The organism is Streptomyces griseus, assembly GCF_001715295.1.
GTDB lineage: Bacteria > Actinomycetota > Actinomycetes > Streptomycetales > Streptomycetaceae > Streptomyces > Streptomyces griseus_G.
Genome location: NZ_MDKB01000001.1, coordinates 683,229 through 706,295, shown reverse-complemented (window position 1 = coordinate 706,295; position 23,067 = coordinate 683,229). Strand labels below are relative to the sequence as shown.

The window sequence follows — 23,067 nt, the reverse complement described above, 5'->3', positions numbered from 1 at the left end:
GCGGGAACGATGTGGAGACCTCGCCGGCTCACACGGGGAGCGATCACCGTACCGAACGCACGGGCCCCTCGGGAACCTCCGTCCGCGGGCCGGCCCGCGCGGATCTCCGGGGGCGCCCGCCGGCCGAAGCGGTCCTCGCGGGGGGCCGGGTCCTCCTAGAATGTCGGTCTTGGGACCCTCGGACACACGGAGTTGGCACATGGGTGGAGCGCGGCTGGACGGCCGGGTCGAGCGGGGGAACCACACCAGGCAGCTGGTCCTGGGACGCGCGGTCCACGTCGCCTCGACGGAGGGGCTGGAGGGCCTGTCACTGGGCCGGCTGGCGACGGAGCTGAAGCTGAGCAAGAGCGGCGTGTTCGCCCTCTTCGGCTCGAAGGAGGAGTTGCAGCTCGCCACCGTGCGCGCGGCCGTGACCCTCTTCGTCGAGCACGTGCTGACCCCGACCAGGGCGGCGGAGCCGGGACTCGGCAGGGTCTGGCGGATGTGCGAGAGCTGGCTCTCGTACTCGCAGCGGCGGGTGTTCAGCGGGGGCTGCTTCTTCTACGCGACCATCGCCGAGTTCGACTCCCGCACGGGCCGGGTGCACGACGCGCTGGCGGCGACGCAGACCGGCTGGGTCACCTTCGTCGAGGAGACGGTCGAGGAGGCCCGGGTACGGGGCGAGCTCGCCGAGGACACGGATGTCTCCCAACTGGCCTTCGAGCTGATCGCGTTCATGGAACTGGCCAACGCGGAGTCCGTCCTGCACAACAACAATCCGGGCTACACGAAGGCGGCGCGGGCGATCCTGGGACGGCTGCGCGGCGCGGCCACGGACCCTTCCCTGCTGCCGCCGGCTCCCTGAGGGCACCCGGGGGCGGGTGGGCTCGCTTCCCTGACGGCCCTGGGGCCGCAGCCCCGAGGGGCACTGCCGGACCACCGGTGACGGCGGCCGGCCGGCCCTCTCTCCTGCTCCGGTCTCCCCGCCGGCCGGCACGATCGGTCCGCGGGCGAGCCGCCGCCCTCGCCCGTCCCGGGGTTGCCGTCCGATTCCCGCCGGTGTCCGGGGAGCACGGGAACTTTGCTTGTCCCTGTCGCCGCCGCATCGGCGCGGCGGCTCTCCTAGGACAGGGAAACCGGCATGACCAGCAGCAACAGGACCGCGCTCGTGACCGGCGGAAGCCGCGGCATCGGCGCGGCGACCGCTCTCCGCCTCGCCCGCGACGGCGTCGACGTGGCGCTGACCTACGTCCGGGACAAGGAGGCGGCCGAGTCGGTCGTCCACCGGATCGAAGGGTACGGGCGCCGCGCGCTCGCCCTGCGCGCCGACGCGGCCGACGCGGACGCCGCCGGCGGGGCGGTGCACGAGGCGGCCGACGCGCTCGGGCGGCTCGACATCCTCGTCAACAACGCGGGCATCGGTGTTCTCGGCCCGATCACCGGTCTCACCCCGGCCGAGGTGGACCGGGTACTCGCCGTCAACGTGCGCGCGGTGTTCCTCGCCTGCCGCGCCGCGGCGGACCGACTGGCCGACGGCGGGCGCATCATCTCGCTCGGGACGGCGCTCAGCAGGTACGCGGGCGGCCCCGGGGGCACCCTCTACGCGATGAGCAAGTCCGCCCTGGCCGGTCTCACCAAGCCGCTGGCCCGGGAGCTCGGGCCGCGCGGCATCACGGTGAACCTGGTCCAGCCCGGCCCCGTGGACACCGACCTGAATCCGGCCGACGGCCCGTTCGCGGACGGGCAGCGGGCCGCCACCGCGCTGGAGAGATTCGGTACGGCCGACGAAGTGGCCTCCCTGATCGCGTACTTGGCGAGCACGGAGGCCGCCTTCATCACCGGGACGGAGGTGGTGGTGGACGGCGGTCACGCCGCGTAGCCCGCGTCGCGCCGCTCGGCCCGTCCCCGCCCGTTCTACGCTGGCGGGGACGGGACGGTACGCGAACGAAACGGGAGAACATGAGCCAGAACCCGACACCGGTGCACACCCTCGCCGACGGCCGCACCGTCCCGGCGGTGGGCCTCGGCACCTGGCCGCTGGACGACGAGGCGGCCGAGAAGGCGGTGGCCGGGGCGCTGGGCCTCGGCTACCGGCTCGTGGACACCGCGCTGAACTACCGCAACGAGACGGGCACCGGGCGTGGGATCGCCCGGAGCGGCGTACCGCGCGAGGACGTCTTCGTCACGACCAAGGTGCCTGGCCGGCATCACGGTTACGAGGAGACGCTGGCCTCGTTCGAGGAGTCGCGGAGCAATCTGGGACTGGAGTACGTCGACCTCTACCTCATCCACTGGCCGTTGCCCGGCGTGGGCAAGTACGTGGACACCTGGAAGGCGATGATCAAGCTCCGGGAGGACGGTCTCGTGCGCTCCATCGGCGTCTCCAACTTCACGGCGGAGCACCTGGACCGGCTGGAGCGGGAGACGGGAGTCGTGCCCGCCGTGAACCAGATCGAGATGCACCCCCTGCTTCCCCAGGAGGAGCTGCGGGCGGTGCACGCCGCCAAGGGCATCCTCACGGAGAGCTGGAGCCCGCTGGCCCGGGGGCGCCGGGTGCTGGAGGCCCCGGAGGTCGTCGCCGCCGCCGAGGCCCACGGGGTGACGCCCGGTCAGGTGGTGCTGCGCTGGCACACCCAGCTCGGTGCGGTGCCGATCCCCAAGTCGGCCGATCCGGGGCGGCAGCGGGAGAACCTCGACCTGTTCGGCTTCGCGCTGACGCCGCAGGAGCTGGAGCGGATCGGCTCGCGGCCCCCGCACCGCTTCGGGGGCGATCCGGAGACGCACGAGGAGTTCTGACGGGGCACCGGGGCGCGGGGCGGCCCCGTCACCGGCGGCGCGGGCCGGCCGGTCACCGGTTGCGCGGGGTGACCTCCGACATCCGGGACCAGTCGTCGCCGGGCACCTCGACGTTGATGATCTCCGGGACCTCCGCGACCAGTTCCGACATCGTCTCGATCGCGGCCTTGAAGTGCGCGGAGTTCACGTGTTCCACGCCGGCCTCCTGCGAGGCGAACGCTTCGAGCAGGATGAACTGGTCGGGGTTCTCCACGCTGTACGACCAGTCGAAGAACAGGTTGCCGGGCTCCGCCCGGGTGGCGAGGGTGAAGGCGTCGACGGCCGGGAGCCAGGTGTCACGCTCGGCGCTGCGGACGGTGAACTTGACGGCGATGAAGATCATGGCGACTCCCGGTCGACGTGGCTTCCCGCGTGGTGCGGGCGTCGACCAGGGTCCCATATGCCGTCGGGCCCGGGCATGCCCGGCACACCGGCCGGGCGGCACCTACCCGCCGAGTGCCCCGTGCCGGGAGGCCAGCCGGCCGGCGCCCTCCTCGGTCAGGGAGCCGAAGAGCCGCAGCCGGGAGATCCCGCCGTCCGGGAAGATGTCGATCCGGACCCGGGTGGCACGGACGGGCTCCGGCAGGACGAAGCGGTGGACGGTGTCGGGCTGCAGCCGGGTGCGGGGCAGGAGTTCGGCCCAGTCGCCGCTCTCCCCGTCGTTCACCGAGAGCGCCGCCCAGCCGGCGGCGTTGCCCTTGAGGTAGGCGGTGTCGATCTCGACGGCCCGGATCTCCGACTGCTCGGGCAGCCGGTAGCGGATCCAGTCGTTGCCCCGGTCCCGCCGGCGGCGCGTCTCCCAGCCGTCGTCCATCTTGCGGGAGCGGCCCGGCGCGATGGTGTGGGTGGCCGGGGAGTAGAAGCGGTCGGAGGCGTCCTCGACCTGTCCGCCGTTCTCCAGGGCCACCAGGTCGAACGTACCGAGGGCGGCCAGCCAGCCGGGATCGGGGGCCACTTCGCCGTGGACGCGCAGCCGGGCGATACCGCCGTCCGGGTGCTGGTTGACCCTGAGGTGGGTGAAGCGCCGGCCGGCGTCGACGGCGAAGCCGTTGGCAGCGTGCCCGCCGACCGCCGTACGAGGCACGAGGGTCGTCCACCGCACGCCGGGGTCGAGGAGGTCCTCGGGGGACGGGGAACCGGGCAGCGAGGTCGCCTCGACGGAGACCGACTGCGGGTAGTTGCCGCGGAAGTGGGCGGTGTCGACGACCAGTCCGCGTACGACGCCGGGCACGCCGAGGCGTACGAGGGCCCAGTCGTGGTCCTCGTCGGCGGGGTGCGGCTCGGCGGCCGCCCTACCGCGCCTGCGGCGGGTCTCCCAGCCGTCCATGATCTTGCCCTTGTGCCCGAAGCGTTCCGGGTCGAACGCCGCGGGCTCCGGCTTCAGCAGGTTCTCGCGCTCGGCGAAGAACTCGTCGTTGGCCGCGATGACACCGCCCCCGAGCCGCCGGTCGGCGAGGTCGACGAGGTGGGTGAAGGGGAAGTCGGCGGTGCGGTAGTCGGCGTACGGGTCGCCGCCGCCGTACGGTCGCGCGTCGCCGGTGAAGTGCGGGATCCCGCTCATGGTCAGTGGTTCCTCTCGAGCAGACGGCCGGTGGGTGCGGCGAGCACGCCGTCGGCGGCGATGCGGGTGCCGCGCAGCCAGGTGGACCGGACGACTCCGTGCAGCGTCCGCCCGGCGTAGGCGGTGACCTGGTTGCGGTGGAAGAGCTCCGCCGGGTCGACCGTGAAGGTCTCCTCGGGGGCGAGGACCGCGAAGTCCGCGTCCCGCCCCGCCTCGACGGCGCCCTTGCGGGTGAGCCCGGCGAGCCCGGCGGGGGCGGTGGACATCCAGCGGGCGACGTCGTCGAGGGTGTGACCACGGCGGCGGGCCTCGGTCCAGACGGCGGGCAGGCCCAGCTGGAGGGAGGAGATTCCGCCCCACGCGGAGGCGAAGTCGGGGGTCTTGAGGTCGGTGGTGCAGGGCGAGTGGTCGGAGACGACGCAGTCGATCGTGCCGTCGGCGAGCCCCGCCCAGAGCGCGTCCTGGTTCGCGGCCTCACGGATGGGCGGGCAGCACTTGAACTCGGTCGCGCCGTCCGGGACCTCCTCGGCGGTGAGGGTGAGGAAGTGCGGGCAGGACTCGACGGTGACGCGTACACCCTCACGTTTGGCGGCGGCGATCAGCGGCAGGGCGTCAGCGGAGGAGAGGTGCAGGACGTGGATGCGGGCGTTCAGCCGCCTGGCATGGGCGATGAGGCCCTCGACGGCGGTGTTCTCGGCGGCGCGCGGCCGGGAGGCGAGGAAGTCGGCGTACGCGGGTCCGCCGCGCTGCGGCGCGGCGGACAGATGGTGAGGGTCCTCCGCGTGGACGATCAGGAGTCCGCCGAAGCCGGCGATCTCGGCCATCGAGCGGGCCAGCTGCTCCTGGTCGAGCTCGGGGAACTCCTCGACCCCGGAGGGGGAGAGGAAGCACTTGAAGCCGAAGACCCCGGCCTCGTGCAGCGGGCGCAGGTCCTTCGTGTTGGACGGTACCGCCCCACCCCAGAAGCCGGTGTCGATGTGCGCCTTGGGGGCGGCCACCTCCTGCTTGACGCGCAGGTGCTCGACGGTGGTGGTGGGCGGCAGGGAGTTGAGGGGCATGTCGAGCAGGGTCGTGATGCCCCCGGCCGCGGCGGCGCGGGTGGCCGTCCAGAAGCCCTCCCACTCGGTGCGGCCCGGGTCGTTCACATGGACATGGGTGTCCACGAGCCCGGGGAGCAGCGCGTCGTCACCGAAGTCCACCAGGCGTGCGCCGCCGGGCACCTCGGTGTCGTACGGCAGGACGGCCTCGATCGTCCCGGCCGCGACGAACACCGCCGCGGCGCGGGTGCCCTCCGGGGTGACGACCCGCGTCGAGCGCAGGACGAGCGGCACGCCGGCCCCGGGTTCCGCCGTCGCCCCTGCTTTCCTGTCCGCCTTCACGTCGGCACCGGACACGCGTGCTCCTCACTCGGACCCACTCGGACCCACCAGGAATTCAACGAACTGTTGAAGGAGTCTTCACTCGCGGAGGCGGGCCGTCAAGACCCGCCCCGCCCGGTCGGACACCCGCCCGCGCAGCCGGAAGGCCGTCGGAAGTCCCGCGCGGCACTTTCCGCCCAGTAGAAGTCCGCTTTCGTCAGGCGGAACGTAGAGTAGGACAGGAGCGAGCTCACCTGCCGTCGGGCCGACCACGGACCCGGCCGCCGGCACCAGGACGGAACAGGTCCTGACCGGCGAGGACGCCGCACCGGGAGCAGTGGGCCGATCGGGAACAGCCCGGTAGGCTGCTGCCTTGCCTCCGCTTCGAAAGGACCGTTGACGTGCCGCCGTCCCACGCCAGCACTCCCGACTCCAGGCCCGCCGGCCCCAGCGGCGGGGTGCAGTCCCTCGAACGCGCCTTCGATCTACTGGAGCGCATGGCGGATGCGGGGGGCGAGGTCGGGCTCAGCGAGCTCTCCGCGAGCAGCGGTCTGCCGCTGCCGACCATCCACCGGCTGATGCGCACGCTGGTGGTGTGCGGATACGTACGCCAGCAGCCCAACCGCCGTTACGCGCTGGGCCCGCGCCTGATCCGGCTCGGCGAGTCCGCGGCCCGGCTGCTGGGCACCTGGGCCCGTCCGTACCTCCAGCGCCTGGTCGAGGAGACCGGGGAGACGGCGAACATGGCGCTGCTCGACGGCGACGAGATCGTGTACGTCGCCCAGGTGCCGTCCAAGCACTCGATGCGCATGTTCACCGAGGTGGGGCGCCGGGTGCTCCCGCACTCCACGGGCGTCGGCAAGGCGCTCCTCGCGCACACCCCGGCCGACGAGGTCCGGGCACTGCTGGCCCGTACGGGCATGCCGGCGGCCACCGAGAAGACGATCACCACCCCGGACGGCTTCCTCGACGCGCTGGAACAGGTGCGCAGGGCGGGCTACGCGGTCGACGACAACGAACAGGAGATAGGAGTCCGCTGCCTCGCGGTCTCCGTGCCCGACTCCCCCACGTCGGCGGCCATCTCCATCTCGGGCCCGGCGGGCCGGGTCACCGAGGCCGCCACGGAACGGATCGTGCCGACCCTGCAGCAGATCGCCCGGGAGCTCTCGGAGGCACTGGCCGGCAGCGGGGGCTCAGCCGGCTGACCCGGCGGGGAGCGGGCCACCGCCCGGGGAGTTCCTCCGGACGGTGGCCCGCTCCCCGACCCGGAGGGGCGCCGGCCCCGCTCCCGGCCCCGGCAGCCGCCCGGGGCCCCGAGGAACTCCGCACGGGCAGGCTCCCGGCGCTCCCCGCGCGCCCTGACCGGGCCGGATCCCCGAGCCCGAACGCACTCGCCCGGCCCCGGACGGATCCCGCACCGGACGGACTCCCCGCGCGACCCGGCCCCCCACCGGCACGGTTTTCGGACCCGGACACGCTCCCGGCCCCGAGGGACCCCGCGCGCGGGCTCCCGGCGCTTCCCGCACGTCCTGACCGGGCCGGATCCCCGGGCCCGGCCAGGTGCCCGGCACCGACCCGGATCCTCCGTACCGGAACCGGGTTTCCCGCTACCACCTCCCGGATCAGACCGGGGCGGCCGCCGTCAGGCGTCCGTCCTCCATGGTCACCGTCCCGTCCACCCGTTCCAGATGCGCCCGGTCGTGGGTGACCATGACCGTGGCCGTGGAGCGTTCCCGGGTCAGGCGGAGCAGCAGCTCCAGGACAGCGGCGCCCCGCTCGTGGTCGAGCGCGCTGGTCGGTTCGTCCACGAGCAGGACCGCCGGTTCGTTCATCAGGGCCCGGGCGATGTTGATCCGCTGGCGCTGGCCGCCCGACAGCTGGTGGGGCCTGCGGTCCGCCGTGTCGGCGAGGCCGACCGCGTCCAGGAGCTCCAGCGCACGCCCCCGGGCCCCGCGGACGGGGCGCCCTGCCAGGTGGGCCATCACCTGAAGCTGCTCCACGGCCGTGAGGGACGGCAGCAGGTTCGGCTGCTGGAACACGATGCCGATGCGGTCCCGGCGCAGGGCCGCCTGCTCGGACCGGCCGAGCCCACCCGTCTCCGTACCGGCCACGACGACCCGTCCGCGGTCCGGGGTGACGAGCGTGGCCGCCACCGCCAGGAGGCTGGACTTGCCGGAACCGGACGGCCCGACCACCGCGGTGAGCGTACCCGCCGGTACGTCCAGTGAGACCCGGTCGAGCGCCGTGAGCCGGGTGTCGCCGTCGGGATAGGTGAGGGTGACATCGGTGAGGGTCAGGGTCATCGGGCACTCCCGAGTGCGGTGAGCGGGTCGACGGCGGTGATCCGCCGGATGGACAGAGCGGCCCCGAGCGCGCCGAGGGCGATCATCACCCCGGCCGGCACGAGCACGGTCGACGCGTCGAGGACGAACGGCACGGCACCGTCTCCCCCGCCGATCAGAGCGCCGGCGCCCACGGCGAGCGCGGTGCCCGCCCCCGTACCGGCGGCGAGCATCACCACGGCCTGCCCGAGTGCGTCCTTCAACAGGTACGGGGTGGAGGCGCCCAGCGCCTTGAGTACGGCGACATCGCCACTGCGCTGGATGGTCCACACGGTGAAGAAGGCGCCGATGACGAGAGCGGAGATGGCGAACAGGAAGCCGCGCATCAACTGGAGCGAGCCGTTCTCGGCCTGGTACGAACCGATCGCCGTGAGGGACTCCTCCCGGGTCAGCGTGCTGGTGCCCGCCGCCTCGTCCCCCGCGGCAAGATCGGCGCCGTCCGTCGTGGTCAGCGCGATCACGGTGGCCTGCTTCCCGGCGCCGCCGATGCGCTGCCAGTCGCCGAGCGAGGCCCACACCACCGGCGTATGGCTGTACGAGGCGTCGCCCGCGACCTCCGCGACGGTCAGCCGCGCACCCCCGAGGGCGACCGTGTCACCGGCACCGGCGCCGAGACCGGCGGCGGCCTGCTCGGAGAGGACGACCCGGCCGGCCCCCACGCGGGCGGGCGCCGGCCCGCTGTCCGGTTCCACGCCGAACACCGACACCGCGGCCGTGCGGTCCTCCCCGTCGGGGACCGTGGCGTTCAGCGTCCTGATGCCGACGGGGTGGGCAGCGCGCACCCCCGGCTGCTCCGCCCAGGTCCGCCACGCCTCCTCCCCGACGGCCGAGTCGGTGAACGACTCCGACCGGCCGTCCGGAGGCGCGGCGAACGCGATGTGGTCCGCGTCCAGCCCGGTGACGGCCGAGGTGTTCTCCCTGCCCAGGCCGGCCGTCAGACCGGACAGCAGCCCCACGAGCAGGGTGATGAGCACGACGACCGTGCCCATGAGGGCGAATCTGCCCCTGGCGAACCGTAGATCTCTCCATGCGACGAACATGACTCCAGGCTCGTCCCACGGCCGCGGGGAAACATCGCGCCCCGGACGGGGCGGGCATCAACCTTTCGGTTGACCGGGCCGGCGCTCCACGCGTCTACGCTGGAACGACCATGGAGACTCCCGCGCACACCCACGTCAGCACCGCGCTGCGGCTCTGCCTGCACGCGCTGCTGGTGGGGCTGCTGGTGCTCGCCGCGCTGCGCACGGCCGGCGACGGCGCCCCCCAGGCACCGGCCGCCGTCGTGCTGGCCGGCGTGATGGCAGCGCTGTACGCGGCGGGCGCGCTCGCCCCCGTCGTCCGGCCGCACACCCGGGCCGCCGCCGTCTGGCTCGGCGCGCTGGGAGCCGTGTGGCTGGCCCTGCTCGCCGTGTCGCCCGACGCCCTGTGGGTGGCCTTCCCGCTCTACTTCCTGCAGTTGCACCTGCTTCCGGTGCGGTGGGGCCTGCCCGCAGTCGTGGTCACGGCCGCCGCGGCGATCGCCGGGTTCCTGCTGCACGGGCAGGAGGTCACGCCGGGCACGTTCATCGGCCCCCTGCTCGGTGCGGCGGTGGCCGTGGCGACCGTACTGGGGTACGACGCGCTGTTCCGCGAGAGCGAGCGGCGCCGCGAGCTCATCGACGAGCTCGTCTCCACCCGGGCGGAGCTCGCCGACGCGGAGCGGACCGCGGGGACCCTGGCGGAGCGGGAGCGGCTGGCCCGGGAGATCCACGACACCCTCGCCCAGGGCCTCTCCAGCATCCAGCTGCTGCTGCGGGCGGCGGAGCGCTCGCTGCCCGGCGACGCGCCCGCGACCGCGCACGTCCGGCGCGCCCGCGAGGCCGCCCAGGACAATCTGGCCGAGGCCCGCCGCTTCGTCCGGGCGCTGACCCCGCCGGACCTGGAGCACGGCTCCCTGGCGGCGGCCCTCTCCCGCCTCTCCTCGCGAACGTCGGCCCCGGAGCTCGCCGTGCGGTTCGCGGTCAGCGGCAGTCCGGTGGAGCTGCCCACCCCGTACGAGGTGGCCCTGCTGCGTACCGCGCAGTCGGCCCTGGCCAACACGGTGCGGCACTCGGGTGCGCGCCGGGCGGAGATCACGCTCAGCTTCATGGAGACGTCGGTCTCCCTGGACGTGGTGGACGACGGCCGCGGTTTCGATCCGGCCGCCGGACCGGTGGACACCGGCAGCGGGGGGTTCGGGCTGCCCGCGATGCGGGCACGGGCCCGTTCGCTGGGCGGCACCCTGAGCGTCGAGTCGGGTCCGGGGCAGGGAACGGCCGTCGCCGTCACACTGCCGCTGCCCGCCGCCGACGGACGCGACGGAGCGCCGGGGCCACGGGGCACCCGGGCCCCGGACGGGCACCCGGTCCCGCGCGAGTCCCAGGGCTGGGCGGCGGCGGAGGCCGACGGCGTGAAAGGCCGGGCCGCGTGAACGACCCCATCAGGCTGCTGCTCGCCGACGACCATCCGGTGGTCCGGGCCGGGCTGCGCGCCGTCCTGGACACCGAGCCCGACTTCGAGGTCGTCGCCGAGGCCTCCACGGCCGAACGGGCCGTCGCCCTGGCGGCGGCCGGGGTGTGCGACGTGGTCCTGATGGACCTGCAGTTCGGCTCGGGCATGCACGGCGCCGAGGCCACCGCGGCGATCACCGCCGCGCCGGACGCGCCACGGGTCCTGATCCTCACCACGTACGACTCCGATGCCGACATCCTGGCCGCCGTCGAGGCGGGCGCGGGCGGCTATCTGCTGAAGGACGCTCCGCCGGAGGAACTGGCCGCCGCCGTACGGACGGCGGCGGCCGGCCGCTCCGCGCTTGCCCCGGCGGTCGCCCACAGGCTGATGGACCGGATGCGGACACCGGCCCAGGCGTTGACCAGGCGCGAACTGGAGGTGCTCCAACTGGTCGGCGAAGGCCTGTCCAACCAGCAGATCAGCAAGCGGCTCTTCCTGAGCCAGGCGACGGTGAAGTCCCACCTGGTGCACATCTACGCGAAACTCGGCGTCGACTCACGCACGTCGGCGGTGGCCGCGGCGACCGCGCGCCGCCTGCTGCGCCGCTGACCGGCGCGGAACCCCCCACCTCAGGTCTTCCGCCCGTCGCGGCCCCCGCCCTCATCCGCGCGGCGGTTCCCCGAAGAGGTCGACGGCGCTCCGTACCTCCCGCAGGCCGGGGCCCAGGGCGCTCACCGAGCCGATCGCCCCCGCGACCAGCAGCAGGGAACGGCGCAGCCGGGGAACCTCCGGCGCCCCGCCGACCGCCATGGCGGCCAGGGCCGCGAGTTCCTCCTCGGCGATGCCCCGGTCGGGGAACTCCGCCGGATGTCCGGCCAGTTCGCGCCGGAGCCGGGAGACGGCCGCGCGCAGCCCGGCCACTCTCGGGTCCTCGTCACTGCCGGTCCATCGCGTCTGCCCCACACTTCGCAACACAGCACTCCCCCTCGCACGTCCTTGTGTGCCGGTGAATCGAACGGCCCCGGGCGGTGTGCAACTCCACCGGGGCCGCAGGCAAGTTAACGCCATGGGAGGCGGCGTGCGCCACCGCGCGGACACGAATCGAGCGCGCCCCCCCGGCGCCACGTCCGGAAACCACCGCACCCGCCCCGGGCGGCGGCGCCCCGGTGACGCGCGCGGTCGACGTCCCTGTCGCCGGTCCGCCCGGGACGGTGGTATCCAGGGCTCATGGCGCGCACAGGACGGATTCCCCAGGTCGCCGGGCTGCTGCTCGCCGCGGGCGGCGGCCGGCGGCTCGGCGGCCGCCCGAAGGCACTGCTGGAGCACCACGGCCGCCCCCTCGTCGAACACGCGGTGGAGGCGCTGCGCGACGGCGGGTGCGGCCCCCTGCACGTGGTACTGGGCGCCGCGGCCGCCGACGTACTGGCGCGCGCCGACCTGCGCGGCTGCGTGGTCGGCGTGAATCCGGCCTGGGAGACGGGCCTCGGCTCGTCCCTGCGTGCGGGGATCGGGGCGCTCGCCGGTTCGGGCGCCGACGCGGCCCTCGTCCTCCTGGTCGACCAGCCGGGCATCGGCGCGGAGGCGGTGGCGCGGGTCCGGTCGGCGTACCGGTCCCGGACGACCCTGGCGGCCGCCGCGTACGCCGGGGAGCGTGGGCATCCCGTCCTCATCGGTGCCGACCGCTGGGCCGAGGTCGCGGCGGGCGCCGTCGGCGACCGGGGGGCACGGGCCTATCTGCGCGCCCGTCGCGACGCGCTCGCGCTCGTCGAGTGCTCCGACGTGGCGGAGGCGTTCGACGTCGACACCGCACAGGATCTGGGGCGCCTCGCGTGAACGGGCGGAGCGCGCCGTGGCACGGTGCGCCGGACGAGCCGCACCTCTGTCGACCCGGAGAATCTCGACATCAACAAACCATTGAACTTCCACCATGAGGAAACTAATATCCACTGTTCAGAAGCGCGCAGCACGTACGCAGCGCCGTTTCCGCACCCAGACGGCACCCGCAGCCGTATCTCGGAGCCTTGGCACGCAGCGCCGGCCCAGGCGACCCGGCAGCTGCGGACGCCGCCGCGCAGCCCGCTGAAGGAGTGACAGCTCATGTCCGCACCAGCGCCGTCCCCGCTGGCCATCGTCGATGCCGAGCCCCTGCCGAGGCAGGGCGAGGTCCTGACCGATGCGGCCCTCGCGTTCGTGGCCGAGCTGCACCGGCAGTTCACGCCGCGGCGCGACGAACTGCTCGCCCGTCGCGGCGAGCGCCGCGCCGAGATCGCCCGCACCTCCACGCTGGACTTCCTGCCGGAGACGGAAGCGATCCGCGTGGACGACACCTGGAAGGTCGCACCGGCCCCGCCCGCGCTCGAGGACCGCCGGGTGGAGATCACCGGCCCGACCGACCGCAAGATGACCGTCAACGCCCTGAACTCGGGCGCCAGGGTCTGGCTCGCCGACTTCGAGGACGCGTCCGCCCCCACCTGGGAGAACGTGGTCCTCGGCCAGCTCAATCTGATCGACGCGTACACCCGGTCCATCGACTTCACCGACCCGAAGTCCGGCAAGTCGTACGCCCTGCGCCCCGCCGAGGAGCTCGCGACCGTCGTCATGCGCCCGCGCGGCTGGCACCTCGACGAGCGCCACCTGCGGCTGGACGGCACGCCGGTGCCCGGCGCACTCGTCGACTTCGGCCTCTACTTCTTCCACAACGCCCAGCGCCTCGTCGAGCTCGGCAAGGGCCCGTACTTCTACCTCCCGAAGACGGAGTCCCACCTGGAGGCCCGCCTCTGGAACGACATCTTCGTCTTCGCCCAGGACTACGTCGGCCTTCCCCAGGGCACCGTCCGGGCGACCGTCCTCATCGAGACGATCACCGCCGCGTACGAGATGGAGGAGATCCTCTACGAGCTCCGCGACCACGCCTCCGGGCTGAACGCGGGGCGCTGGGACTACCTCTTCTCCATCGTCAAGAACTTCCGCGACGGCGGACCGAAGTTCGTCCTGCCGGACCGCAACCTCGTCACGATGACCGCCCCGTTCATGCGGGCGTACACCGAGCTCCTGGTCCGCACCTGCCACAGGCGCGGCGCGCACGCCATCGGCGGGATGGCGGCGTTCATCCCCTCCCGGCGCGACGCCGAGGTCAACAAGATCGCCTTCGAGAAGGTCAAGGCCGACAAGGACCGCGAGGCGAACGACGGCTTCGACGGCTCGTGGGTGGCCCACCCGGACCTGGTGCCGATCGCGATGGCGTCCTTCGACGCGGTCCTCGGCGCGAAGCCGAACCAGAAGGACCGGCTGCGCGACGACGTGTCGGTGGCGGCCGGGGACCTGATCGCCGTCGACAGCCTGGACGCGAAGCCGACGTACGACGGCCTGCGCAACGCCGTCGCGGTCGGCATCCGGTACATCGAGGCGTGGCTGCGCGGCATGGGCGCGGTCGCCATCTTCAACCTGATGGAGGACGCGGCCACCGCCGAGATCTCACGCTCGCAGATCTGGCAGTGGATCAACGCGGACGTCGTCTTCGAGAACGGGGAGCACGCCACGGCCGACCTGGCCCGCAAGGTGGCGGCCGAGGAACTCGCCACCGTCCGCGCGGAGATCGGCGACGAGGCCTTCGCCGCCGGCCGCTGGCAGGAGGCCCACGACCTGCTGCTCCAGGTCTCCCTGGACCAGGACTACGCGGACTTCCTGACCCTGCCCGCGTACGAGCGGCTGCGCGGCTGAGCCCTCCCGTCGGTCCCTCCGCCCCCGGCGCCGTCAGCGCCGGGGGCGGCGTACGTCACGAGGCGATCGACGTCAGGACGGCGTCAGGGTGACAGATCTGACCGGCTCTTCCACAACGGCGCGTGCACGTGGGCTGGGCGCCCCGTTGCGTGCTGTACGCAGCGCGGAGCGTGGCAAGCCGAACACGGAGGGCACGACCCCTGGATTTGCGCCCTCGCCTACCGGCAGCGGCACCCCTCGGCAAGCGCGGTCGGGGCGAGTGCCCGCATGGCCTCCTGCTCGGCCTCCGAGATGCACGGCAGTTGACGTGCGAGTACCTCGAAGTGCTGATGTCCACGCCATGCGTCGTGGTCACCCACGACGAACAACCGCCGACGAGCACGGCTCACCGCGACGTTCAGCAGATTCGGCGCGGAGGCCGCCCAGGCTCGCGGGCCCGCTTTGTCCCCGCCCGCACCGAGGACCAGCAGCACCACGTCGGCTTCCTTCCCCTGGGTCGTATGCACCGTTCCCACCCTGTCGCGTGGGACGACCTGGCACAGGCTGCGGCGGAGTCCGGCCACGACATCCCGGAACGGGCTGATGACGAAGAGCTCACGCTCCGGGTCGAGTCCCTGGTCGACCAGCCGGTGCACGATGACGTTCGCGCAATCCCCCTCCTCCGCTGACCACTTCCCCTGCGATGCCCTCCCTCCGCTCACCGGCCACCACACACCGCGCCGGGCCACCGCGTAGTCGTCGTCCCGGTGCACCCCGTGCACCATGAGTCCGTCGTAGGCGATCTCGTTACTGATCGTGAACATCGGGTCGTCGCAGCGCCGGTGCACGCGCAGGGGCGAGCCCACCCACACCCGGTCGTCCTCGGAACCCTGGGGTGCCGGCAGCCAGGTGCCGTAGCTGTTCAGCCGGTCCGCGACGCGCTGCGCGGAGGTGCGGGACGGCTCCCACTCCTCGGCCACGCCGAAGGTGCGGCGCAGTGCCTGCTGCCCCGTGTGCGGCAGCGTCACCACGGGTTCCAGCTGCAGCGGATCGCCCACGATGACGCCTCTGCGGGCCCGCCACAGGGCGCCCACCGGCATCTGTGCGGTCGCCTGGCCGGCCTCGTCGATCAGCATCCAGCCCAGCGACCGGGGTCCCAGTCCGGTGAACATCCGGTCCAGTGAGGCGAAGGTGGTGGAGACGACGGGCACCGCGAGGAAGAGACTCTGCCAGGCCGCCAGCACCACCTCCGGTTTCAGGGTCTTGGGAGCGTCGCCGCACAGAACGTCCATCGCAGCGTCGAGGTTCTTACGCATCCGGTCGGCCGCGCCCTCGATGAAGGCGCGGTGCAGGTCCATCGCAGCGAGGAAAAGCCGGGTGCGGGCTCGGGTGAACTCCGGATCGGACCAGGGCGACGACAGCTCCCGCGCATCCTCCTTTGTGCGCTCGCCGGGCTCCTCGTTGCCCGGCACGAAGGTGCCCCAGCGCTCCGCCCCTGCGACCAGGGTCGTCGAGAGCTGGGCATAGCGACCTTCCGCTGCCTGGAGCGTCCGCCGGGCTTCGTCCAGGACGCCCCTGTGGGCCGCTTCGGCCCGGTCGTACGCGGCGGCAGTCTGCGTGTGTGCCTCGTACGCGGCCCGAGCTGCCTGCTCCGAGGCGGCCAGCAGTTGGTCCTCCGCCTGCCAGTCGCGCTGTGCCGAGCCGAGGGTGAAGAGGCCCGCGGTGAAACCGGGACGGTGCCGGCGGTGCTCCGCCCTTCGGCCCGCAGGGCCCGCAAGGTCCCTCTGCGCGTTGTTGCGGGCCGCACGGGCGTCCGCAGCCGGTTGCCGGAGTGCCTCCAGATCCTGCTCGGCGCCGGCAACCGCCTCCTGGGCGGTGTGCACGGCCTCCCGCGATCCGCTGAAGTGCAGGAGCGCTTCATACGCTCGCTGACGCTCGTCCCGCAGCGCCTCCACCGTCCGCCGCGCGTCCCGGAAACGGTTCACGTACTCACGCCACGACATCAGGTCGAAGCCGCGCGAAGCAGCCGCCTTCAGGACGTCCCGCATGCCCTCGCCGCGCTCGGCCCGCTCCGCGCGCGGAGGGCCGAACCAGTACGTGTTGCGGAAATCCGAACGGTTCCCCTTGTTGCCGAGCTTCGCGGCGAGGGTTCCCCACGCCGGTGCGCCGTCGAGGAGGAGGCGTCCCTGTTCCGGAAAGAAGGACGCTGCTTCCTGCCACTCCTCAGCAACGGACGCGAGTGCCGGGATCTCCTTGGAGACGTTCTCGACGGCGCCGTTGTTGGCCGACGCGATCACCATCTCGTAGCCGGCCAGTTCCGGTGTGAGCGGGGCGACGGACCGCTGGTAGGTGCCGGTGCTCCAGCGGTGCGGCTGACCGGTGAACGCGTCCTCGGGCCGCCGAAGTTCGGCCAGGTGCTCTGCTCTCATGACGAGCACGGAGGCGATGAGGTCCCGCAGCTGTGTGGTCTTACCCGTACCGGGCGGACCGTTCACCGCGTACAGGCCGTCGGTGCCGCCGAGTTGCTCCACGATCCGGTTCACCGCGAACTGCTGGCTCAGCACCAGCGGATGTTCCGTCTTCGCGGGCCAGCGCCCGAGCGGGAAGTCAGCCGGCTGCACGCCGGCGAGCACCGCTCCGGGTTCCTGCTTGAGATCGACGCGCGCACGGCCACGCAGCGCGGCGGAAGCGGTCAGGTAGTCCCGCAGCGCAGGCCCCGGTTCGTCCTTGGTGAGGCTGCACGCGACCAGGCCGAGGTCCGCCGCGATGAAGCTGTTCAGGAAGTCCGACCCGCCCGTCCGGCCGGCCTTCCGCCGGGCCACAGACCTGCACTGGACGCGAATCGTCTCCGGCCGCAGGTCGTCGGTGACGCCGAACTGTTCCGCGACCCATCGGGTGACGGCCGACAGGTCCCTTACGGTCAGCGGCTTCTCACCCAGCTGGGGCGGGGCCTCCTCGTCGTCCTCCACATCGGCCCCGCCCTCGTCCAACGGGCTTTCGTCCGCCGCCCCCTCGTCCTCGCGACCGGCGGAACGGCTGGCGCCGCGGTTGACCAGGGCCTCGGCCGCACCGGTGACGGCGCCGACCGCAAGGTCACCCAGCACCGGCCCGAGTGCGGCGTTCAGGGCACCGCCGGCCGCGCCGACCGTGATCTCGCACAGCAACCCCGCGAACGGCCGCTGCCGCCGCCCTGGCGCGGCGTCGGCGATCGTCACCTTGCCGTCTCCGATGCCCAGCACGACGGTTTCACACGCCTCGGCGTCCGCCTCGAAGCCGTCGAGCCAGTCCCGGGCCCCCGGACCGGGCTTACGGCTTCGCCCTGTTGCCCAGGCGCAGGCGGAGAAGGTGATGGAGTCCTGGACCAGCAACCCCTCGTCCGTGACCTCGAAGGCCAGCACGGCACTGTCACCGTCCACCCGGCCGTCGTGGTCCTCATCACTGCCGCCGAAGACATCGAGCAGGACATCGCGGACGGACGCGACCGGGTACACGCCGCAGTAGACGGTGTGCTGTCTGACCGTGTTCCGGCCCGGGTTCCGGCGCCGTACGGGATGGCCCTCCTCCCACGGCAGAGGGCGCCCGGCCTCCACGGGATACATGCCTTTCGGCGGCGAGGCCTTCTCCACCTTCTGCGGGCTGAACATCTCCACCGCGCGCCAGTAGCGCACGATGTCCGCCCTGCGCCGCCGTTCGCCACTCGCCGCCATACGGCCCGCCCCCTCGTTCCGGTCCGCCAGGAACGATCACCATAGCCAGCCCCGCGCGTGGTGCGCAGAGGGCCTTGGCGCATATGCGACCTCGGGTCGAGCATAGCGAAATCGACGGCTGCCGCGATGCCATGGACAAGGCCACCGCCATTCTGCTCGACCAGGGCGGGCGACGGACGTGGCGATTGAGATTGCCCGTGACAAGGACGGCCCGGTGGTCGTCTTCCCCGCGCTGTCCGCGTAGGGCGATGTGGTGTCCGCCGAGGACGCCTCCACCGTCCGCACCGGCAGCGCTCCGCAGGCTGCCGATGGCTGCTTCGCGCAACCCCGCCATCGGGAGCTGCGGCGGCTCGGAGCGGACAACATCGCGGCCTGCGTCTGGCGCAGCACCGGCATGCCGACCCTACCGGGGAGGTGAAGTCACCTTGGCTCTGATGGCCAGGATCACGTGCTTGCCGAGGGACAAGTTGGGCGATGCGCACCGCACGTTCCTCGCTGCGCACTTCTGGGGGAACTACTCAGTTCGGGCAGTAAACGATCTCGGTGCGTGCCTACCGTTGACCAGGAAAGACGCGCCGACGGGCCCGTGGTGTACGTGTCCGCGCGCGGGCTGTACGCGGTGCGAGGCATGACCGGCCCCAGGGGACTGCGTTGGCCGATGCGTAGGCGGACGTTCGAGGCAGGCAGGGCGACGCGGCACGGTAACGGGAGGCGTGAGACGTGGACGATCAGCGACAGCAGCCGGAGCAGGAGTACGAGGTCGGGTCCGGCATCTTGCATGTGTTCGGCCAGCACTTGAAGCTGTTCCGGGTGCGGGCAGGGTTGGAGCGGGCGGAGTTCGGGGCGTTGACCGGGTACGCGGCGTCATCCATCGTGTCGTTCGAGCAGGGCCGCCGCATCCCGCAGCCGAAGTTCATCGACCAGGCGGACGAACTGCTTGACTCGGGCGGGGTGCTGAAGGCCAGCAAGGAAGAGGTGGCTCGGGCTCAGTACCCGGCGTTCTTCCGGGATGCGGCGCGGCTGGAGGCGGAGGCGGTCGAGCTGCATGTGTACGACACGCATGTGGTCAACGGCCTACTGCAGACAGAGGAGTACGCACGGGCCGTGCGTGAATCGCTGAACCTCGTAGAGAAGCTGCTGGGAGAGACATGAACGTCGAAGAGCCTGTGCCGTCCCTGCCCGATTGCGCCTGGGTGAAGAGCAGTTACAGCAGCGGTGAGGGCGGGCAATGCATCGAGGTGGCCACCTCCCCCGGCATCGTCCATGTCCGGGACTCCAAGGACAGAACGGGGCCTGCACTGGCTCTCGCATCAGGCAGCTGGACCACGTTCGTAGACTTCGCTACGCAGGACTGAGTACCTACGCAGTGTGGGGAGAGCCGGGATTCCCCGGTCTGCCCCACTGCGCTTCGGCTACTCGGCCTTCTTCGTCCTGCCACGGGGCTTCTCCGGCCGCCAGGCCCTGAGGTCCTCCGCCGAGAGCCCGTGCTTGGCGCGCTGCTCGTCCAGGGGATGAGCGGCGTCAGGCGCGGCGTCTCCCGACCAGCCTGTTCAGTCCGGTCGTTGACCATGTTGATCAGGGCCTTCACCTGGTCCTTGTGATCCCAGCCGGCCCAGCCGAGCAGGGGGGCGGGTCCGAGTCGGGCGACGCCTCGGGGTAGGAGATGAGCCGCTCCTTCGGGACGGAGGGCTTCCTTCTCCTTCCTCTCCCAAGGGCCTGCAGGCTGATGCGCGTGACGGCGGGTACGGGGTTATGCCTACGGCCACCATTGCCCTCACACGGGGAGGTGGCGGGCCTACCGTGTAGCCGATCGGCGCGCCCCATGCTGATGAAGGGCAAACCCCTGAGGATGACCTGGGCGTCCAGCGCGCTGAACCCCGCGCCGTTGAGGACAGCGAGCGTCTGCGCCTCGGTCGACCGGCCCCCTCGAACCATCAGTCGGTGTCGGCGACCCGTGCGGTAGGCAGCAGCTTTCCGATGTCCGCCGGCAGGGCGGCCGTCAGCTTCTCCATCAGCTCGGGGGCGACGGCCGCGTCCAGGACCTCGAAAACCGCGGCCGTCTGCCGCAGCGCCACGTCCTCGGAGACACCGGCCCGCCAGGCGACCCGGCCGACGAACGCGGTGAGGTCGAAGCGCTCGCCGGATCCGCCGGCCTCCGGCTCGTGGGCGGGCGACCCGGCCTCCCCCGCCTCCCCGGACACCGAGGCTGCCAGCGCCGACGGCAGCTGGGCCAGCAGATGCCCGGCCAGCCCGTCGGGCACCCGCTCGGCCAGCGTCCGCAGCACCGCACCCGTCAGGCGTTCGGCAGGACCCCGGCCGGGCAGCTGGGCCCTGGCCTGCACTTTTCCGATCAGCTCCTCGTACTGCATGGCCTTCCATCCCTTCGGTCGGAGCGGCTCGTCCGGGGAGGGCCCGGACCGGCCGGGTACCCGGAATCGGACGATTACCACGAAGGGGATGCCGGGCTTTACGCCGGCCGCCCCGCGTGATCAGCTGCCCCCTGTCATGTACAAGCGGCTTCTGGGGAGTGGCCGCAGGGGAGGGGAAACGTTTCGATGCAGGTCGTCACGGAGGAAGAGTCCCGGCCGTGTCCTGAGTGCGGCACGGAGATCCGGACGGACCGCCGCTTCACCACGTGGTGTGCCGCGTGCGACTGGAACGTGGATCCGGAGGGGGACGAGGAGCGGCACGTCCAGGGGCGGCTGGGCCGGGCGCGTCGCGTCGCCGCCCGCCGCCACGGCGAACGGCTGCACGCCGAGGTCGGCGGGGACGACCACGCGCCCACCGCCCGGACCCTTCCCGCACTCTGCGCCTATGCCCTCGCGTGCGCCGTGCACGGTGTGACACTGGCCCTGGTCGTCGGCGGAGTCTGGTGCGTGGTGTACGGATGGGGCGGTCTCGGCATGCCGTTCGGCCTGTTCCTCCTCTTCCTCGCGTGGACCCTCGGACCGCGCCTGCCCCGGTTGCCCACGGAGGGCCCGGTGCTGGGCCGTGGCGACGCACCCGCGCTGTACGGGCTGGTCGACGACATCGCCCGGGTCGCCGGAACCCGCGGCGTGGACGTGATCGCGATCGATACGGCGGTGAACGCGAGCGTGACCACCTGTGGCGTGCGCGAGCGCCGTCTGCTGACCATCGGCCTGCCGCTGTGGGAACTGCTCACTCCCCAGCAGCGCATCGCCCTGCTGGGCCACGAACTCGGCCACTACAGCAACGGGGACACCCGCCGCGGGATCGTCCTCGCGACCGCGTACCGATCGCTGACCGCGTGGCGGTACTTCCTGGCGCCGGCGGAGGACCCGTCCCCCACGGAGATGGCGGTCGCCCTCGTCTGCTTCGTGCCGCGTGCGCTGGTCCAGGGCGTGCTGACGGTGCTCGACGGGCTGACCCTGCACGCCGGCCGGCGTGCCGAGTACCTCGCCGACTCGTCGGCCGCCCGCGCCGGTTCCACCGAAGCGGCGGTGGGCCTCCTGGACCGCATCCTGGTGGCGGACTCGGCTGAGGTCACGCTGCGGCGCGAGGCGAACGCCCCACGCTCCGCACGACGGGGCACCGACCGGCCGGAGGAACGGGCCGAGCGGCTGTGGGACGTCCTGGCGGCGGACGCCGGGTCGATCCCCGAGCACGAGTACGAGCGCAGGCGCCGGGCCGGCGCCCTGCGGGGACACCGCGTCGACTCGACCCACCCGCCGACGCATCTGCGGCGCGAACGGCTCCTGTCGGCTACGCCGGTACCGGCGGCCGTGGTCGTGGACGAGGAGCGGGAGCGACGGATCACCGGGGAACTCGCCGACGCCCGCAGCCGGCTGGCCCGCCAGATCCTCCGGGACGGCTTCGCCGGGTAGCTGTTCCGCCGGGCTCCCGGCGCAGGCGGCCGGAGGAACTGCGGCGCTCCGCAGGGCCGTTGCCCGGCGCGGGCGCTGCCCGCAACCGGGCGGATCGACGACGAGCCGAGGGCTCCGCGCCGCCCGCCGGACCCCCTCCTGCACGAGCGTCGCCGCACCGATCGGCCTCTCGGCCCTGCCCGCACCGCCGTGGGCGGAGACCGTACACCTCCCCCGATGGGCCCGGCGCGCGGGGCGCCGGGCCCGGTTCCCAGGTCAGCCGCCCAGGACCACCGTGCGCTGGGCCGAGAAGTCGCCCCACGTCCCGTCGGGGAGCTTGGGCCGGATCTTGAGGGAGTACCGCGTGCCGGGCGGGTCGGTGAGGGTGAGCCGATAGGTGGCACGGCCGGCGGGCGGTGTGCCGCCCCAGACGATCGTGGTGGTCATCTTCCCGTTCAGGAAGAGCTGGTACGCCGGAATGGCGCCGCCGGTGTCCGGCTGGTCCCAGGACAGGTCGACCGCGAACTCCGCGCCTTGCGCCTTCGTCGTGGTCCGCAGGCCCGTGGGCGCGGTGCTCGCGGGGGCGCCGGGGGCCGACGGGGTGGTGAGGTCCAGGGAGTTGCTGTCCGGTGAGGACTTCTCGGACGCGTCCCGGGCCCGGACGGTGAAGGTGTAGACGGTGCCGGGCCGCAGCCCGGTGAGGCGGGCCGTGGTCCCGGTGCCGGCGACACTGTGGATCCGGGAGTCCTCCTGGTAGACGTCGTACGAGGTCACGCCGACGTCGTCCGTGGAGCCGCCCCAGGACAGGGTGGCCGTCCGGCCGCTGTCGGCCGTGCCCCGCAGCGTCACGGGGGCGGTCGGCGGCGCGACGTCGGCGGGTGGCGCGGCGGGGGTGGTCACGGGAACGGCAGTGCTCGCGGCGGAGAGGTTGCCGGCGGCGTCGCGGGCCCTCACCGTGAACGTGTAGGCGGTGGAGGCGGTCAGCCCGTCGACGTCCGTCATCCGTCTGGCCGCCGGGACCGAGACGCTCTTCCGGCCCTCGCGGTAGACCTCGTAGCCGGTGACGCCCTTGTTGTCGGAGGCCTGCTCCCACATGACGTGCACGGAGGTGGCACTGCCCGCCTGCACGGTGACGCCCCGGGGCGTCGTGGGCTTCTCGGTGTCCGCCTCGGCGGAGCCCGCGCAGGCGGTGAGCGAGGCGAGGAGCAGGACGGCGGAGCAGGTCGTCGCGGTGCGCGCGTGGGGGCGTTGCACGGAGGTGCCTTCCATCCGGAGCAATGGTCCAGACCTATA

Annotated in this window: 19 protein-coding genes and 1 pseudogene; 11 read left to right on the top strand and 9 right to left on the bottom strand. The window is 72.8% G+C overall.

The window, feature by feature from the left end:
- Positions 1 to 199: 199 nt before the first annotated feature.
- From BA175_RS02605 to BA175_RS02595, 3 genes are all read left to right on the top strand, one after another.
- Positions 200 to 844: a TetR/AcrR family transcriptional regulator gene (locus tag BA175_RS02605; protein WP_069169549.1), complete on the top strand. Its 645-nt coding sequence runs from the start codon at positions 200 to 202 to the stop codon at positions 842 to 844.
- 276 nt (positions 845 to 1,120) lie between these two features.
- Positions 1,121 to 1,858, top strand: coding sequence for an SDR family oxidoreductase (locus tag BA175_RS02600; RefSeq protein WP_069169548.1), 738 nt, complete (start codon positions 1,121 to 1,123; stop codon positions 1,856 to 1,858).
- Between the two features lie 80 nt (positions 1,859 to 1,938).
- Positions 1,939 to 2,775, top strand: coding sequence for an aldo/keto reductase (locus BA175_RS02595; RefSeq protein WP_069169547.1), 837 nt, complete (start codon positions 1,939 to 1,941; stop codon positions 2,773 to 2,775).
- A gap of 52 nt (positions 2,776 to 2,827) precedes the next feature.
- Here BA175_RS02595 and BA175_RS02590 read toward each other — a convergent pair whose 3' ends face one another.
- From BA175_RS02590 to allB, 3 genes are all read right to left on the bottom strand, one after another.
- Positions 2,828 to 3,157: a putative quinol monooxygenase gene (locus BA175_RS02590; protein ID WP_069169546.1), complete on the bottom strand. Its 330-nt coding sequence runs from the start codon at positions 3,155 to 3,157 to the stop codon at positions 2,828 to 2,830.
- Positions 3,158 to 3,259: 102 nt separating this feature from the next.
- Positions 3,260 to 4,375: an allantoicase gene (gene alc, locus BA175_RS02585; protein ID WP_069169545.1), complete on the bottom strand. Its 1,116-nt coding sequence runs from the start codon at positions 4,373 to 4,375 to the stop codon at positions 3,260 to 3,262.
- A 2-nt stretch (positions 4,376 to 4,377) separates the two neighbouring features.
- Positions 4,378 to 5,754 (bottom strand): allantoinase AllB, encoded by a 1,377-nt coding sequence (gene allB / locus BA175_RS02580; protein ID WP_438947314.1) that lies wholly within the window; start codon positions 5,752 to 5,754, stop codon positions 4,378 to 4,380.
- 380 nt (positions 5,755 to 6,134) lie between these two features.
- Between allB and BA175_RS02575 the strand changes: the two genes are divergently transcribed.
- Positions 6,135 to 6,938 (top strand): IclR family transcriptional regulator, encoded by an 804-nt coding sequence (locus BA175_RS02575; protein WP_069169544.1) that lies wholly within the window; start codon positions 6,135 to 6,137, stop codon positions 6,936 to 6,938.
- 417 nt (positions 6,939 to 7,355) lie between these two features.
- Here BA175_RS02575 and BA175_RS02570 read toward each other — a convergent pair whose 3' ends face one another.
- Together BA175_RS02570 and BA175_RS02565 are read right to left on the bottom strand one after the other, a co-directional pair.
- Positions 7,356 to 8,036 (bottom strand): ABC transporter ATP-binding protein, encoded by a 681-nt coding sequence (locus BA175_RS02570; protein WP_069169543.1) that lies wholly within the window; start codon positions 8,034 to 8,036, stop codon positions 7,356 to 7,358.
- Positions 8,033 to 9,115 (bottom strand): ABC transporter permease, encoded by a 1,083-nt coding sequence (locus BA175_RS02565; RefSeq protein ID WP_069169542.1) that lies wholly within the window; start codon positions 9,113 to 9,115, stop codon positions 8,033 to 8,035. Before BA175_RS02565 ends, BA175_RS02570 begins: the two co-directional genes overlap by 4 nt.
- A gap of 110 nt (positions 9,116 to 9,225) precedes the next feature.
- On the opposite strand from BA175_RS02565, the gene BA175_RS02560 reads away from it, so the two are divergent.
- Entirely contained in the window at positions 9,226 to 10,524 is a 1,299-nt protein-coding gene (locus tag BA175_RS02560; RefSeq protein WP_079159348.1) for a sensor histidine kinase, read from the top strand.
- Positions 10,521 to 11,153, top strand: a complete 633-nt coding sequence (locus tag BA175_RS02555) for a response regulator (RefSeq protein ID WP_069169541.1) — start codon at positions 10,521 to 10,523, stop codon at positions 11,151 to 11,153. The genes BA175_RS02560 and BA175_RS02555 overlap by 4 nt, the downstream gene beginning before the upstream one ends.
- Positions 11,154 to 11,204: 51 nt before the next feature.
- Here BA175_RS02555 and BA175_RS02550 read toward each other — a convergent pair whose 3' ends face one another.
- Positions 11,205 to 11,519 (bottom strand): DUF5955 family protein, encoded by a 315-nt coding sequence (locus BA175_RS02550; protein ID WP_079159347.1) that lies wholly within the window; start codon positions 11,517 to 11,519, stop codon positions 11,205 to 11,207.
- A gap of 252 nt (positions 11,520 to 11,771) precedes the next feature.
- Here BA175_RS02550 and BA175_RS02545 point away from each other — a divergent pair, with 252 nt between their 5' ends.
- Both BA175_RS02545 and aceB read left to right on the top strand, forming a co-directional pair.
- The gene (locus tag BA175_RS02545; protein WP_069169539.1) at positions 11,772 to 12,377 is read left to right on the top strand and encodes a nucleotidyltransferase family protein; all 606 of its coding nucleotides are present in this window, start codon (positions 11,772 to 11,774) and stop codon (positions 12,375 to 12,377) included.
- Positions 12,378 to 12,641: 264 nt separating this feature from the next.
- Positions 12,642 to 14,264 (top strand): malate synthase A, encoded by a 1,623-nt coding sequence (aceB, locus tag BA175_RS02540; RefSeq protein WP_069169538.1) that lies wholly within the window; start codon positions 12,642 to 12,644, stop codon positions 14,262 to 14,264.
- Between the two features lie 218 nt (positions 14,265 to 14,482).
- On the opposite strand, the gene BA175_RS02535 is transcribed toward aceB, so the two are convergent.
- Positions 14,483 to 17,950, bottom strand: coding sequence for a DEAD/DEAH box helicase (locus tag BA175_RS02535; protein WP_069169537.1), 3,468 nt, complete (start codon positions 17,948 to 17,950; stop codon positions 14,483 to 14,485).
- A gap of 720 nt (positions 17,951 to 18,670) precedes the next feature.
- On the opposite strand from BA175_RS02535, the pseudogene BA175_RS02530 reads away from it, so the two are divergent.
- Positions 18,671 to 19,057: pseudogene (locus BA175_RS02530) on the top strand (Scr1 family TA system antitoxin-like transcriptional regulator); the annotation flags it as partial.
- A 41-nt stretch (positions 19,058 to 19,098) separates the two neighbouring features.
- Positions 19,099 to 19,305 (top strand): DUF397 domain-containing protein, encoded by a 207-nt coding sequence (locus BA175_RS29185; protein WP_079159345.1) that lies wholly within the window; start codon positions 19,099 to 19,101, stop codon positions 19,303 to 19,305.
- Between the two features lie 579 nt (positions 19,306 to 19,884).
- Here the strand turns inward: BA175_RS29185 and BA175_RS02525 are convergent.
- Complete coding sequence (locus tag BA175_RS02525; RefSeq protein WP_069169536.1) at positions 19,885 to 20,319, bottom strand: DUF2267 domain-containing protein; 435 nt, start codon at positions 20,317 to 20,319, stop codon at positions 19,885 to 19,887.
- Positions 20,320 to 20,505: 186 nt separating this feature from the next.
- Here BA175_RS02525 and BA175_RS02520 point away from each other — a divergent pair, with 186 nt between their 5' ends.
- Positions 20,506 to 21,795, top strand: coding sequence for a M48 family metallopeptidase (locus BA175_RS02520; protein ID WP_069169535.1), 1,290 nt, complete (start codon positions 20,506 to 20,508; stop codon positions 21,793 to 21,795).
- Between the two features lie 255 nt (positions 21,796 to 22,050).
- Here the strand turns inward: BA175_RS02520 and BA175_RS02515 are convergent, their stop codons facing one another.
- On the bottom strand, positions 22,051 to 23,043 hold the full coding sequence (locus tag BA175_RS02515; protein ID WP_069169534.1) for a fibronectin type III domain-containing protein: 993 nt from the start codon (positions 23,041 to 23,043) through the stop codon (positions 22,051 to 22,053).
- Positions 23,044 to 23,067: the final 24 nt, after the last annotated feature.

Excerpts from the sequence above, each read along its gene's own strand:
- BA175_RS02605 (WP_069169549.1), top strand. The coding sequence starts at position 200 with ATGGGTGGAGCGCGGCTGGACGGCCGGGTCGAGCGGGGGAACCACACC.
- BA175_RS02600 (WP_069169548.1), top strand. The coding sequence starts at position 1,121 with ATGACCAGCAGCAACAGGACCGCGCTCGTGACCGGCGGAAGCCGCGGC.
- BA175_RS02595 (WP_069169547.1), top strand. The coding sequence starts at position 1,939 with ATGAGCCAGAACCCGACACCGGTGCACACCCTCGCCGACGGCCGCACC.
- BA175_RS02590 (WP_069169546.1), bottom strand. The coding sequence starts at position 3,157 with ATGATCTTCATCGCCGTCAAGTTCACCGTCCGCAGCGCCGAGCGTGAC.
- alc (WP_069169545.1), bottom strand. The coding sequence starts at position 4,375 with ATGAGCGGGATCCCGCACTTCACCGGCGACGCGCGACCGTACGGCGGC.
- BA175_RS02570 (WP_069169543.1), bottom strand. The coding sequence starts at position 8,036 with ATGACCCTGACCCTCACCGATGTCACCCTCACCTATCCCGACGGCGAC.
- BA175_RS02565 (WP_069169542.1), bottom strand. The coding sequence starts at position 9,115 with ATGTTCGTCGCATGGAGAGATCTACGGTTCGCCAGGGGCAGATTCGCC.
- BA175_RS02560 (WP_079159348.1), top strand. The coding sequence starts at position 9,226 with ATGGAGACTCCCGCGCACACCCACGTCAGCACCGCGCTGCGGCTCTGC.
- BA175_RS02545 (WP_069169539.1), top strand. The coding sequence starts at position 11,772 with ATGGCGCGCACAGGACGGATTCCCCAGGTCGCCGGGCTGCTGCTCGCC.
- aceB (WP_069169538.1), top strand. The coding sequence starts at position 12,642 with ATGTCCGCACCAGCGCCGTCCCCGCTGGCCATCGTCGATGCCGAGCCC.
- BA175_RS02535 (WP_069169537.1), bottom strand. The coding sequence starts at position 17,950 with ATGGCGGCGAGTGGCGAACGGCGGCGCAGGGCGGACATCGTGCGCTAC.
- BA175_RS29185 (WP_079159345.1), top strand. The coding sequence starts at position 19,099 with ATGAACGTCGAAGAGCCTGTGCCGTCCCTGCCCGATTGCGCCTGGGTG.
- BA175_RS02525 (WP_069169536.1), bottom strand. The coding sequence starts at position 20,319 with ATGCAGTACGAGGAGCTGATCGGAAAAGTGCAGGCCAGGGCCCAGCTG.
- BA175_RS02520 (WP_069169535.1), top strand. The coding sequence starts at position 20,506 with ATGCAGGTCGTCACGGAGGAAGAGTCCCGGCCGTGTCCTGAGTGCGGC.
- BA175_RS02515 (WP_069169534.1), bottom strand. The coding sequence starts at position 23,043 with ATGGAAGGCACCTCCGTGCAACGCCCCCACGCGCGCACCGCGACGACC.